General features: G+C 41.2%; 10 protein-coding genes. 2 read left to right on the forward strand and 8 right to left on the reverse strand.

Annotation, left to right across the window (positions count from 1 at the left end; translation table 11 throughout):
- Positions 1 to 99: 99 nt before the first annotated feature.
- A complete protein-coding gene (nhaD, locus tag MWU82_RS10290) occupies positions 100 to 1365 on the forward strand; it encodes a sodium:proton antiporter NhaD (protein WP_215946914.1) in 1266 nt (421 codons plus the stop codon).
- A gap of 240 nt (positions 1366 to 1605) precedes the next feature.
- On the opposite strand, the gene MWU82_RS10295 is transcribed toward nhaD, so the two are convergent.
- From MWU82_RS10295 to MWU82_RS10330, 8 genes are all read right to left on the reverse strand, one after another.
- Positions 1606 to 1812: a hypothetical protein gene (locus MWU82_RS10295; RefSeq protein WP_031443295.1), complete on the reverse strand. Its 207-nt coding sequence runs from the start codon at positions 1810 to 1812 to the stop codon at positions 1606 to 1608.
- 395 nt (positions 1813 to 2207) lie between these two features.
- Positions 2208 to 5414 carry a PVC-type heme-binding CxxCH protein gene (locus tag MWU82_RS10300; RefSeq protein ID WP_247096301.1) on the reverse strand — a complete coding sequence of 1069 codons (3207 nt, stop codon included), beginning with the start codon at positions 5412 to 5414 and terminating at the stop codon, positions 2208 to 2210.
- A 16-nt stretch (positions 5415 to 5430) separates the two neighbouring features.
- Positions 5431 to 6402, reverse strand: coding sequence for a Gfo/Idh/MocA family oxidoreductase (locus MWU82_RS10305; RefSeq protein WP_247096302.1), 972 nt, complete (start codon positions 6400 to 6402; stop codon positions 5431 to 5433).
- Positions 6399 to 7418, reverse strand: a complete 1020-nt coding sequence (locus MWU82_RS10310; RefSeq protein ID WP_247096303.1) for an NAD(P)-dependent oxidoreductase — start codon at positions 7416 to 7418, stop codon at positions 6399 to 6401. The genes MWU82_RS10305 and MWU82_RS10310 overlap by 4 nt, the downstream gene beginning before the upstream one ends.
- Before the next feature lie 61 nt (positions 7419 to 7479).
- On the reverse strand, positions 7480 to 8592 hold the full coding sequence (locus tag MWU82_RS10315) for an alcohol dehydrogenase catalytic domain-containing protein (protein WP_215946910.1): 1113 nt from the start codon (positions 8590 to 8592) through the stop codon (positions 7480 to 7482).
- Between the two features lie 101 nt (positions 8593 to 8693).
- Positions 8694 to 9848: a Gfo/Idh/MocA family oxidoreductase gene (locus MWU82_RS10320; protein ID WP_247096304.1), complete on the reverse strand. Its 1155-nt coding sequence runs from the start codon at positions 9846 to 9848 to the stop codon at positions 8694 to 8696.
- 66 nt (positions 9849 to 9914) lie between these two features.
- Positions 9915 to 10964 carry a TIM barrel protein gene (locus MWU82_RS10325; RefSeq protein ID WP_215946908.1) on the reverse strand — a complete coding sequence of 350 codons (1050 nt, stop codon included), beginning with the start codon at positions 10962 to 10964 and terminating at the stop codon, positions 9915 to 9917.
- 23 nt (positions 10965 to 10987) lie between these two features.
- A complete protein-coding gene (locus MWU82_RS10330) occupies positions 10988 to 12181 on the reverse strand; it encodes a ThuA domain-containing protein (RefSeq protein WP_247096305.1) in 1194 nt (397 codons plus the stop codon).
- A 309-nt stretch (positions 12182 to 12490) separates the two neighbouring features.
- On the opposite strand from MWU82_RS10330, the gene MWU82_RS10335 reads away from it, so the two are divergent.
- Positions 12491 to 13375 carry an AraC family transcriptional regulator gene (locus MWU82_RS10335; RefSeq protein ID WP_215946906.1) on the forward strand — a complete coding sequence of 295 codons (885 nt, stop codon included), beginning with the start codon at positions 12491 to 12493 and terminating at the stop codon, positions 13373 to 13375.
- Positions 13376 to 13643: the final 268 nt, after the last annotated feature.

Consider the following 13643-nt stretch of genomic DNA (forward strand, 5'->3'; position numbering starts at 1 on the left):
TATACATCAGAATAATTTACAATAATTAATTCCCTGACCCAACTCAGGCCAAACTGAAAATGTTATGAGAACAAACAATAGATTTCAAAATAAACTATCATGCTAATTACAACCCTTTTTTTCATTGCCGGCTACATGATAATAGCCCTGGAGCATGTTGTTAAAATAGATAAGGCGGCGACTGCCCTGTTTATAGGGGTAGTATTATGGGTTATTGTTGCCCATACGGGAGTAGATTTTTCAGAAACCATAACAAAGCTTAAGGAGCATTTTGAAGAAATAGCTGAAATCCTCTTCTTTCTACTTGGAGCAATGACCATCGTTGAATTAATAGACATCCACAACGGTTTTGAAATTATTCTTAGAGTCATAAAGACCAGAAGCATGTTAGTGCTTCTTTGGGTACTATGTTTACTGACCTTTTTCCTATCTGCTGTATTGGACAACCTCACCACTACAATTGTAATGATGGCCATTTTAAGGAAATTTTTGACCAGCAAGTCGGACCTATGGTATTTTGCAGGGTTTATCATCATTGCCGCCAATGCAGGTGGTGCCTGGTCACCCATTGGCGATGTCACGACCATTATGCTTTGGAATGGTGGTCAAGTTTCCACAAACACCATAATAGCCGAGGTATTTCTACCAAGCTTGGTTTGTTTATTGGTTCCATTGCTGATTGCCTCATATCATTTTAAGGGCAAAACTATTGAAGCAGAAGTACCCACAACCCCTAAGATCCAACAAATAAGCCCGAAGGAAAGTAATTTCATTCTACTTTTAGGTGTAGGCCTACTTCTAATGGTACCCGTATTTAAGGCCATTACCCATCTACCACCTTTTTTGGGTATGCTATTGAGCCTATGTCTTTTGTGGTTGACCACAGAAATATTACATAAAAATAAGCCTATTGAACTAAAACATCATTTATCCGTGGCGTCTACGGTTCAAAAAATTGATACCCCCAGTATTCTTTTCTTTTTGGGAATTTTATTGGCGGTCGCCGCCATACAAACGAATGGCTCCCTAGAATTTATGGGAAGCGCCCTGGAAAGCTCTTTCAATGATTTTCATATCACCAATACCTTATTGGGGCTTTTATCCTCATTAATAGACAATGTGCCATTGGTGGCAGGTGCCATGGGCATGTATTCTATGGAAACCTTTCCCCATGATCATGAATTTTGGACATTCTTGGCGTATTGCGCGGGTACGGGAGGTAGTGTACTTGTTATAGGCTCAGCTGCAGGAGTGGCGGCCATGGGAATTTTGAAAATTGATTTTTTATGGTACTTGCGCCGTATCGCCTGGTTGGCCTTAATAGGCTACTTTTCAGGTATCCTGGTCTTTATTTTAATTAATTGATGCTTTAGGTTCACCCTCCTCCCAAATAGTAGAATTTAGAAATATTTGGAGCGTAAAATGTCAAGAGTCTCCAACAGATTCCAGAGCATTATATGAAGTCATTTATGATAAATTTTTGCTCAGTGCTGTTCTTGACAACTGCATTATTTTTGAAGCAAAAACACAGAAATGCTTTTGACAAAAAATTAACCCTGCCCAAAAGAAAGCAGGGTTTTTATTACCGCATTGAATTTTGGCGGACTAACCTGCCAAATCCAGCATTTTACCGTTTTTTAATTCGCCAAGAACTGTTACGTCCTTGCTTTTTTTATATTCTTCCAGAGCAAGAAGCATTTGCTCCTCCGTGTCCCTTCTGATTTTTATACCCCCAGTTTTCTGGTTTCTATTTCGAACTTCAATATAATATCCGTCCTTAAGTTCCGTTGGTTTTGTCGCCGGCCTTCCCATATTTAATAACTAGTTTTTACTGTTCAACTATTAATTCAAAGTGTACTAAATCTCCTTAGTCGCATAAACATATGAAAACTTAACACATTAATTAGGAATAATATGGCTTATTAATGTATAAACCTAAAAAACTATGATTTTTAACATAAACTTAGCAGAAAAAGACCTTATTTCTGGCAAAATATAAATTGGCTTCAAAAACGACTATCAGCTTTTGTAACCAAGAATTGATTCCATTGAATTATAGTTCGAAACCTTCTGGGCACAGTTATGGAAATACCCAATTATCCTACCAAAAAAAACCTAAAACCATTTGAAATGTAAAAAGGCCGGTATAAGGAATATCCTATAACCAGCCTTTTTAAACCAAATATTTAAATTAACTTCTTACCTTATTATTTGCCGTGCGGGTGCTCTTTTAACAATTCTTCGGGCGAATAAAATCCTTGCTTGTCCTTGATCTGCTCCCGTACCTCTTTCACTTTCTCGGGTGAAATTGGAGCAGCCTTATTACCGAAGGTATTCCTAACATAGGTCAATACGGCTGCAGTTTCGTCTGCAGTAAGTAAATTTCCAAAAGGTGTCATAGGTACCTGTCCGGGATAGGTCTTACCATTCACTACAATTGGTCCCATAAGACCCTTGGTGGTTAGTTTTATAAGTCTATCCTCATTACCTGTAACCCATTCGGACCCGGCAAGGGGAGGAAAACCGGAAGCTTCCAGACCTTGACCATCTGCTTGGTGACAAGTAGCACAGTAACCATCCCTCATGTATATTTCCCTTCCTGCAACCAATAGTTCCAAATCCTTACCCTTAAGATCGGTCTTTATGACTTCTTTGGGTTCTTCCCCAGCTTTGTGACCATTTAAATGGGCAAGCGCAGATTCATAAGGCTTTTCCATCCATTTGTCCAATCCCTTTTTACCAGCTTCGGTTATAATAGGAATTCCAACATCCCTACCCAACCATGAAGCTGCAACCAAGGCTTCCAACCTTACCCTTGGATTGTCATCTTTAGCCGCTTGCATAAGAAGTTCGGCCTGATCTGGAATCTGATGTCCGGCATAACGAAGTACACCTACTGCGGCTGCACGTGCCTTAAAATCTTTGGCATTAAGCACTTGTCTAAGCAATTTCCCATCAACCTTATCCAAGCCCCATGTAACCCAAAGGGCTTCCAAGACATGATGTTCGTACCTCGGGTCCTTGGTATCCAAGTTTGCTACCCATGTGTTTAATTTAGACAAAACTTCGGAGGCATCCCTGGCCCGTAATTCCCTTTTGGTCCTGTAACGGGTACGGTATTCCGGAAGTTTAAGATTATCCAATAGTTCATCAATGCTTGCATCAACGATCTTGGCTGGTTCTACCAAAGGTCTGGATGGATAGGTTATGCGGTATACCCTCCCATGAACATGATCACGTAGCGGATCGCGTGCATTGTGCTGCATATGGCCAATAAGTACATTGTGCCAATCTATAAAGTACAAGGAGCCATCTGGGGCAAATTCCATATCTACAGGTCTAAAATTCTTATCGCTTGCAGAAATCAGATCTTCTTGGTGCTTACTTAAATAGCCAGCTGTTTTAGGATCATCCACCATGGAATGTTCTTTAATCCCTAAAAATCCTATTGTATTAGCAATCAGCATATTGCCTTGTGCCGCATCAGGAAAATGTCTACTGGACACAAATTCCAAACCAGAAGTTGGTCTCACCAAATGTTTCTTCTCAATAAGATTTTCAGGTAATGGTGAACTTACCCCGTAGCGCGGTACAATTGTTCCGGGCATCATCCAGGTAGCAGATGGTCCTGAGGTATGTTCAAAAAATGGTTGTCCCCAATCGTCAAATGCAATTCCCCATGGATTTGGAATGGGCAATTGTGCCGTACGTTCCAAATGATGTCTTTGTGGGCTATACCTATAGAATCCACCATTGGTACCCCTAACGTTTCCATAGGCTGTTTCTACATTGGTATGCAAGAACACCCCTTCGCCCATATAAATTGCACCGGAGGGATCTGTTGTAAAAGCGCTAATGGCATGGTGAGTATCATGGTCATCAAAACCACTTAAAACAATCTCTTTTACATCGGCCTTATCATCCCCATCGGTATCCTTTAAAAGTACTAAGTTTGTACCCTGTGATAAATAAACACCTTCAGGCGCAAATTCAAACCCAATGGTCAAATGAAGTCCGTCTGCAAAAACAGTTTGTTTGTCGGCCTTGTTATCTCCATCCGTATCTTCTAAAATCAGTAATTTATCGTTGGGTTTACTATCCCCTGGTTTATAATGCGGGTAACTTGGCATGACCGCAACCCAAAGCCTTCCTTTGTTATCAAAAGAAACCTGTACAGGATTGGCCAGATCTGGAAACTCCACTTCTGAAGCAAAAAGTTCTACCTTATAACCCGGCGCCGGTTTAATTTTATCCAAGGCGTCTTGCCCATATAAATATTCTGGTGTTCCATTTTTATCACTCGGCTTATAATTCGTTTCTACCTCAGGTAATTTTTTGGTCTGTGCATCGCTTTTGGCCAAATCCATTTTTTTACCCTCCAAGGCCTGCCATATGGCAGTATCCCTTATGGCGGTCATCTGACGTATTTTCTCAATTTCGTAAGGATAATTGTCCGGACCATAGGGATCATAACGTCTTCCATAAACATGAACAGTATTGGGAATTTTAAAATCGTTGTGCCAGAACCAGTTTTTCTCATTTACGGCATCAAGTACCAATTCCCGGTTCTCTTCTGCCTTACTTTCCTTGGTTCCGAAAACTTTATCGGCCAACAGCTTAGCAAACTTCTGATAGCCGTAATCGGTCAATTGAAATCCATCTTGTGTTAAATCCGTACTTTCCGTTTGGAACCATTCCTTGGTCGGCTCATAAGCATCTACAAGTAGGACTCCTTCTTCAGCTGCTACTTCCTTCATGGCAGCCGTATAAAGCTCAAGGTTCCCATTTTCCTTTTTTCCATCAGGCAGATCCATCTTATGAGAAAGGTCTTCAAAGGCAATTGGGGAAACAAGTGCCAATTGAGGTGCAGTGGAACCATTATATTTTTGACTAAGGGTATGCTTGATAAAGGCTCGTAATTCCCCTTTATAATTATCAATCCCCTCCGGTCCTTCAAAGGATTCAGGATACCCAAAAAATCCTATGATAATATCAGCCTTTAAGCTGGTAATCCACTCATCAGGAGAAGGGAAATGACCAATAGGGCCAGATCGACGTCCGTTTTCATCATCCTCAAAATGGATGGCCTGTCCGGACTCATGCTCAAATTTTTCAGCACCTGGAAACGCCCAAGGTGAATTTCTTGCGGGATGTGGCCTAAAACCGGGTGTATTACCACCATCGCACATATTACGGATAAACAATGAATCATTGGGAAAGCGAAGTTGCATTTCAGTTTCGAAATGCCCAAAGTTCATCATTCGTGAACCTAAATTATTACCCACCAATACGATATGGGAGTTAGGGGAAATTTTTAAAGTGTTGTCTTCCTCTTTACTACAGCTGTAAAAGCCAAGGACTAGGAAAAGCATTAGGAATAACTTTCCCCTAGCAACGTTTTTATTGATATTCATCTTTATTGGTATATAATTAATTGATATTTACGTGTATTCCTTCTTTCACAGATTTTTCGCAAGCCTCTATAATTCGCTGGCATGTAATGGCATCTTCAAGGCTTGAAAGGGCCGCCTCATTATTCCTAAGTACATTGTTGATAAAATGGGTTGCCGTATTCTTTATGGATTCCGGATAACACTGATACGTTTGCGAATGGGCTCCATTACGATCATTGATTACCCAATCCCGATAGCTGTAACGCGTACTACCTTTTGTTCCAATAACTTTTATAATACAAGTCCAGGGATCTCCTGCGTGATCATCATTGGCAAAACTGGCCGCTAAATGGCTCAAGGTTCCATTTTGCATTTGAATATTGGCCATGGCCACATTTTCTTGTGGGGCAATCGTAGTATCTACGGTATGCTTTAAACAAGAAACTGTTTTTGGTTGTCCGGCCAAATACAGCATGGTATAACTGTGATGGGTCAATATCTGGCGAATTACCCCAGGATAGCGGGCTCTGATCTCCTCGGCATGGTGTATGTTGTACATCATGTAGAACTGGGAAATATCGCCCAATTTGCCGCTTTCAATCATGGATTTCGCCCTTTTTATCCCTGATTCATAGATATAATTATGGACCGGCATACATTTAACACCAGCGGCCTTAACAGCTTCCTGCATCAACTCCAATTCAGCAATACTGGAGGCTGCCGGTTTTTCTACCAATATATGTTTTCCTGCTTTTGCCGCCCTAATAGTATAATCGCAATGGGTTTCCATATTGGTCAATATGAAAACAGCATCGATTTGAGGGTCCTGAAACAATTCATCCTCCGTTTTATAGGTCTTACATCCAAATATTTTTGCTTTTTTCGCCCCCTTCTCAAAAGTTCTGTTCCAAAGACCCACAAGTTGGGCACCTGGCAAACTATTTATGGCTTCTGCATGCAAATCGGCTATATCACCCGCACCAATAAATCCTATTCCTATATCTTTCATGAGGCAGCAGTCGAATATTTTAATGTGCCTTTTTCTGCCATAGCTTTGAACTCTATCAATGAATTGCGTATTCCCTCCGCTATTTCTGTCAATGGCAAGTCTTTGAATGTGCTTGCTATTTTACTGTGATCCAAATCGCAAACGAACAGGTTGGGTGGGGCACCATCCATAACAGATAATGACACATATTCTCCCATACCCAAAGCGGTAGCTTGTTCTTTTATAAGTTCCAAGAATGATGTAATTGGAATTGTCTCCCCCTGTATATTAAAGGCTCCAAAGCCTTCGTAGGGCTGTAGTGCACAGGCGGCGAATTGAGCTCCCACATCTTCCACAAAATGGTAGTTTTCCCTTCCTTGGTACGGCATTTCAAAGGGAATTACTTTTCCTTCCACAGCTCCCATTACTATTGCCTTTAAGGCATTGGTGGGGGCAGAAGTCTTTCCTTTGTCCCTTCCTTTTCCATAGGTGGTGTTCAACCTAAGGCATACAGTTGGTATTTTGGTATTATCGTGAAATAGACGTGCCAGGTGTTCTCCGGATAATTTCCAAATGCCATAGTGGTTAGGTGGAGCCAATGGAACATCCTCATTAATTATATCTTGTGGATACATGGACCTCATACCATAAACTGCCGCCGAACTGGCGAAAACAAATCTCTTGAGGTTGGTTAATTTTTCAGCGGCATCAAAAAGTGCCATTGTGCCTCCAGTATTTATTTCCATTCCACCAATATGATCGCGAGAACAATCCGGACTTTGGTATGCCCCTAAATGAATAATGTGCGTGGGATCCACTTCGAACAAAACCCTTTCAATCTCTTTGTAATTGGAAACATCAAGAGTAACGAATTCCAGACGTGAATCCAAATCACCAGGGAGCCATAATTTTAAGGGGGCCACATTGTTGGAGCGGGTTGCAATAACAATTTTCCCAACCTCCTTTGATTGTAGAAGTTTATAAATAGTGACCGATCCTATACAGCCGGTACCTCCTGTAATAAATATTTTGTGCATAATTCTTAATGCTAGTTTTTTTAATATTAGGTTGTAGGCCTGTACAAGAACTAATAAATTATCAGTTCATTTTTACAACGGCCTTCATATTATTTGCCTTTATCGAATCCTCAAAAGCTTGGTTGATATCTTTAAAATCATAGTAATCCGTATAGTGTTCAGAAGGAAAAATACCGGTTACCATCAATTTTTGTGCGGCCATATAGTCTGCCCTACAAGATCCCATGGAACCTCTCATATTTAAGGAGGTACGGGTAAGGTGTGTGGCATTGATCTGTACATCCGTTCCGTAGGTGGCAATAACGCATATATCCCCTTCAGGCTTAACAACCCCTACTGCCTCTGTAAGTACAGGTGGAACGCCGGAACATTCTATAAGAAGATCTACTTTTCCATTAGTTCCAAACGGAATACCGTTATCATCGGTAATGCCATTTTGCAATTGGGTGGTCAAGGAATTTTCCGGTGACACTTCTATGGTAATAAAACCTCTTTCTTTTGCTCTCTTTAAACGGATATCACGATCGTGCGCAATACCTGTTACGGCAACCCTTGCGCCTGCTGCCCGTGCAACTTCGGCAGACATCATACCTATGATGCCACAGCCTGTTACCACAACATCCTGACCAGGTTTAATGTCGCATTTATTATATAGGGCATTGGTAATGATGGACAATGGTTCCACCAAGGCACCTTGGGCCGGGGTAAGGCCTTTCATTAAAGGCACTACACGATCCGACTCCAACACTACTTGTTGTCCAAATCCGCCGTTTCTGTGAAAACCGATTATTTCCTTTTTGGGACATAAGTTCCATTTGGACACACTACAGGCAGGGCAATCTTCTTCCCTGCATCCCAACATGGCCAAGGGCGTAAAAATATCCCCAACCTTAAGGTCACCGTGGTCACCAGGACCCAACTCCAACACTTCGGCACTAAACTCGTGTCCAATTACCCTTGGACGCTGCACCCAATCAAAATTGGCCTTGCCAATAGTTGCGCTATTGTCCGAACCACAAATTCCCGTATACAGTGTTTTTGCCAATATTTCCCCTTCCTTTAAAGGAGGGATTTCCATGTCAACAACCGCTGAATTACTAAGGACCGATTGACCGGTATTTGGATATATTTTTTCGTTGGATTGAAGACAGAATCCTTTTATAGAATTACTCATAGCATTAATTTGTTAATTTTAATTTCTTGTTCAAAAAAAAGTTTAAAAATTGATAATTCAATTCTAAACATTGAACTTCCCTTATCCGGAAAAGTTTGAAGTTACCAGTTAACACCGGTGTCTTTCCAGCTTTTCGTTTTTGCCGATTCCAATACGGCTTCACAAACTTTCTGCGTTTCTTGGGCCTCCCTAAATGTAGGGGAACAGGGTTTCCCTTCCTGTAGTGCTTTTAGAAAATCCGCTATTTGATGTACAAAGCTATGCTCATATCCTATTGATAGTCCCGGTACCCACCATTTATCCATATAAGGATGGTCACCATCGGTAACATGGATAGAACGCCATCCTCTCTCTTGGGATTCATCCCTATGGTCAAAATACTCCAAGCGACTAAGGTCATGCAAGTTCCATTTTATGGAGGCATGTTCCCCGTTTATTTCAAAAGTATATAAAGCCTTATGACCTCTAGCGTATCTTGTAGATTCAAAAAGGCCCAAAGAGCCATTATCGAAATGGCAATGAAACATACAGGCATCATCAATGGTTACCTTCTGTTTTTCACCTGTACCGGTATGTACTCTTTCTTTGATAAAGGTTTCGGTCATGGCGGAAACATCCTTTATCCCCCCATTTAACCACATAGCAGTATCTATACAATGTGCCAACAAGTCGCCCGTAACGCCAGATCCAGCTGCATCATTATCCAATCGCCATAAGCCCTCCCCACCTTGTGGAAGTTCTGGACTAATGGTCCAATCCTGCAAAAAATTGGCGCGATAATGAAAAATTTTACCCAGCTTACCGGCATCTATAAGTTGTTTCGCCAAAGTAACCGATGGCAATCTCCTGTAATTGAAATAGACAGTATTGGGCACTCCTGCTTTCTCAATGGCATCAACCATTGGTTGAGCCTCCGCAACAGTCCGTGCCAAAGGTTTTTCACATAAAACCATTTTTCCAGCTTCTGCCGCTGCTATTGCAATTTCGGCGTGCATATTGTTGGGAGTACAAATATCTACGGCATCAATGTCATCACGGGCAATAAGCTTTCTCCAATCGGTTTCTACGGACTCATAGCCCCATTGATCGGCAAAGGCCTGGGTGCGTTCCAAGTTGCGTCCGCAAATTGCCTTTAATACAGGTTGATACTCCAGTTCAGGGAAAAAATTGCCCACCCTGCGATAACCATTGGAATGGGTTCTCCCCATAAATCCGTAACCTACCATTCCTATTCGTAATTCTTTCTTACTTGACATGTGTACTCTATTTTTTTATTTTAAATTAAAATTTCAGCTTAATAAATGTATAATCAGCCTTTTATATTAAGGCGCCTCGTACCATCCATGTTGTTGACGCACCTTGATCATGGCTCCTAAGATATCGTTCCAGGTTTTAGGCTGCATCATAACATCATTTGGGAACATACAACCATCCCAACAGATATGTCTTATTTTTTTGGTAAGGATACCGTTTTCATCGCGCAACCAATGTCCTGCATCCACAGCAATGTCCAATTTTCCATTTGGATCCGTAGCCTGGCAATGCCTTCCTGTTTTATCATGGGATCCGGAACCGAACACCGTGCCATCATTTTGGGCTACATGAAAATCAATCGTCCATGGGCGAAGCGCAGCTGTTACAGTCTTAAGACCTTCGGTCAACGTTGCCCGATCGCTCCAATCGAAGTCTTTGGGCAATATTCTTTCGTCCTCCTTATTATAACCTAAAAGATACAACAAGGTATGAGCCATATCGGCCTGAAACCCAATATTAGGTCTGTCTACGGCCTCGAGGGTGTTCACCATGGTTTTCCAACCGTGCATCCCGCCCCAGCAAATTTCACCTTCGGCGGCTAGAGACTCACCATAATCGGCGGCCACATCACATGCTTCGCGGAAGGTTTGTGCAATTAATTTCGTGTTGGCCACGGGATCGGCCGCCCAGCTATGTGGATCAACGGACGAATCTATTCTAATTACTCCATTTGGACGTATCCCTAGATCGCGCAGTTTTTTACCTATAATACAAGCCTTGCGTACCTGGGTTACAAACTGATTGCGCTCTTCCCTGGATCCCATTGCGGAGCCTCCTCCGGTTCCGGCCCATACAGGGGCTACCAAACTTCCAATCTCCAAATTTTTAGCGCTGGCCTTATCTGCCAATTTTTTAATACCGTCATCATTGGAATCGATATCCAAATGCGGATCGGCGGCAAATAGATCAAATCCGTCAAATTTAACCCCGTCTACCTCGGCATTGGCCGTTAGCTCGATCATGGTATCAATCGAAATTGGTGGCTCTGAATCAGGTCCTTTTCCTACCACACCGGGCCACGAAGCGTTGTGGAGTTTTGGATAATTGTTTTCTGGCATAACAATAGTTTTTATTCGTTATATTATTTTCTTGGCATTATTACCGATTTCCAACCCTTTAGGTCGGACGGTTTTACATTTTTCTGGTAACCTTCAAAATTAAATGTAGTTGGCTCGTATCCCCCTACAAAATCTATCGGATTGTCCGCTTTAATTTCATCTTCCATTTCCAATCCCCAGAAACAGGCATTAATGAGCATTCTTCTAAACCCTTCGTCCAGGATATCTTCCGAAGCCCCATGGGTAGTTGTAAATGCCCGTCCGGGCTTACCTGTTTCCAATTGGTAAGTTCTAACCCAGGCAACAGGTAGCTCCTCCTTACTAGTGTCCGGTTCAGCATCCGGGGTCATTCCGTTCAATACCCTTCCTCGGGCCAATATTTTCAAATCCTTGCCTTGGGGATAGGCATTATAGCCTCCGCATTGCGCCCATGCATTTTGTACTCCACGCATTATGGGATGCTCCCTATTATTTTCTTCTATTATTAACTTGGAAGCCTGCTGATGGTTCTTACCATAATGGCCTACCCAGGTCTCCCCCAGAACTACCTCTCCAAATCCACCGTGCCAAGCCTCTTTTTCACCTTCATATTTGTAGTCATAATGTTTCCAATTAGGGTTATCGGCATTTTTAAAAGCATGGGTAGAAGTCCGTAATCCTAATACAGCCCCTCCCCTACTTAGATAGTCATCTATATATTGCATCTGACCATCTTCAAAATTCGCAAACCTGGTGAACATTACCATCAGATCCGCCTTTTTAAGAACATCGAGTCCTTTAAGGTCCGACCCTCCGGGAAATAAATTGCCCTTCTCGTCCAGAGCCCATACCACTGTACAGCTAAAACCATATCTTTTGGCCAAAATCCTCGCCAATGCAGGTAAGGTTTCCTCCCCTCTATATTCATGATCCGTAGCTATAAAAACAATATGTTTTCCTTTTCCTGGACCTTCTTCCCCATTGTATGTTATACGATATTCATCCCCACTCCTTTCACCCTTAACGGTCTCCCCAATCATCAATGAACGACCATTATCTACATCCGACAGGTCGGCTTGCGCCACCAGATGTTCTGAATGTTCCGTACTTAAAATTGTACCGGTTTTGCCTTCATTATTTCCACAGGAAACGAGCACCGAAAACACAACCCAAGACATTATGGCGTTCCAAGTGTTCTTTCCTAAATTAGAATAGCCGTAAATTAATGATTCCAACATAATAATACAAATCTTAAATACCCGATGCAGAAACTAATCCATTGCCGAACCTTCTAAATCTAGAGGCAATCTATGTTTAAAAATTCCACGGATAATCAATGGCCACGCTAAGCCGTATTGTTTGTCAATATCCAAATTTATTATCACTTTTTATACACTATTCTTAAAATTTATTGTGATAAAATCTGACTATAAAAACTTAGCTCTACAAATCTAAAATACTATCCGCATGAATATTCCCTCTATCTTACTAAAAGATGACACTTTTTTGTCTTAAATTAGCCAAAATAAAATTCAATCCGGAAATTTATGAGTACCCCCAACATTGAAAAAACACTTACAACAAAAGAAACTTTTATTTTCAAGGATATAGTTGGCCCTTACTTCAATCCAAATTGGCATTTTCACCCAGATTACCAAATATCTTTAATTGCCGAAGGCAAAGGCACCAGATTTGTTGGGGACCATGTACAATCTTTTGAAAAAGGTGATTTGGTAGTCACCGGCCCCAACCTTCCACATTTATGGCGGAGCGATGACGCTTATTTTGACAAAAACAGCAAGCTCTCTACCAGAGGTTTGGTAATTTATTTTGACCACGATCTTTTTAGCGAATCCTTATTGGGCAAGGAAGAATTTTACAATGTCAACAAGCTTGTGGAAAATTCTGTCAGGGGCATGGAATTTTATGGGGAAACCCGAAATAAAATAAATAAACTACTGCTTAAGATCAACAACGAACAGGGATTTCGAAGAATTATAAAATTATTTGAAATTATAGATATCCTAGCCAATAGTGAAGAATACCATCTATTATCCAGTCCAGGGTACACCAATGTCTTTAAGGGGGATGACGCAGACAAAATGCGAATTGTCTACGACTATGTCATGTCCAATTTCAAGACCAAAATATCATTGGAAGAAATAGCGGAAATGCTTAATATGACCACCACCTCCTTCTGTAGGTATTTTAAACCTAGGGCCAATAAAACTTTTACACGCTTTGTAAATGAAATCCGAATAGGGCATTCAAGAAAATTATTGCTGGAGGATAATTTCAATATTTCGCAGATAAGTTACGAGTGTGGTTTTAATGCCTTATCCAACTTCAACAGGCAATTCAAGGCAATTGTACATATGAGCCCCCATGAATATCGCAAATTGTTCTTGAACATCAAAACCAGCATATCGTAGTAGCCCAAAATTTATTGGAACCACATATTATCGGTTATATAACTATTTTGAAGGATTTAACCACAATTACCTCATAGCGAGCCTTTTAGGCATCGGAAGGAAACCTCTGAAAACATTTAGACCTCAACATCAGAGCATACAAATCTCACCTAGTGAGTAAAACTTGGGAACCACTGATCCTGAGCATATGTACGGTTGTTTAATACTTAGTCCAGACAAATTATAAGCATATTTTATCCTTACCTTATTAAGTAGCAATTCCGGCTTA

The sequence above is a fragment of the Arenibacter sp. S6351L genome (assembly GCF_023016025.1).
In the GTDB taxonomy this organism is placed as follows: Bacteria; Bacteroidota; Bacteroidia; order Flavobacteriales; family Flavobacteriaceae; genus Arenibacter; species Arenibacter algicola_B.

What these genes read in the sequence shown, in the direction of transcription:
- nhaD (WP_215946914.1), top strand. Translation starts at nt 100, where the DNA reads ATGCTAATTACAACCCTTTTTTTCATTGCCGGCTACATGATAATAGCC.
- MWU82_RS10325 (WP_215946908.1), bottom strand. Translation starts at nt 10,964, where the DNA reads ATGCCAGAAAACAATTATCCAAAACTCCACAACGCTTCGTGGCCCGGT.
- MWU82_RS10335 (WP_215946906.1), top strand. Translation starts at nt 12,491, where the DNA reads ATGAGTACCCCCAACATTGAAAAAACACTTACAACAAAAGAAACTTTT.
- MWU82_RS10315 (WP_215946910.1), bottom strand. Translation starts at nt 8,592, where the DNA reads ATGAGTAATTCTATAAAAGGATTCTGTCTTCAATCCAACGAAAAAATA.
- MWU82_RS10305 (WP_247096302.1), bottom strand. Translation starts at nt 6,402, where the DNA reads ATGAAAGATATAGGAATAGGATTTATTGGTGCGGGTGATATAGCCGAT.
- MWU82_RS10330 (WP_247096305.1), bottom strand. Translation starts at nt 12,181, where the DNA reads ATGTTGGAATCATTAATTTACGGCTATTCTAATTTAGGAAAGAACACT.
- MWU82_RS10295 (WP_031443295.1), bottom strand. Translation starts at nt 1,812, where the DNA reads ATGGGAAGGCCGGCGACAAAACCAACGGAACTTAAGGACGGATATTAT.
- MWU82_RS10310 (WP_247096303.1), bottom strand. Translation starts at nt 7,418, where the DNA reads ATGCACAAAATATTTATTACAGGAGGTACCGGCTGTATAGGATCGGTC.
- MWU82_RS10300 (WP_247096301.1), bottom strand. Translation starts at nt 5,414, where the DNA reads ATGAATATCAATAAAAACGTTGCTAGGGGAAAGTTATTCCTAATGCTT.
- MWU82_RS10320 (WP_247096304.1), bottom strand. Translation starts at nt 9,848, where the DNA reads ATGTCAAGTAAGAAAGAATTACGAATAGGAATGGTAGGTTACGGATTT.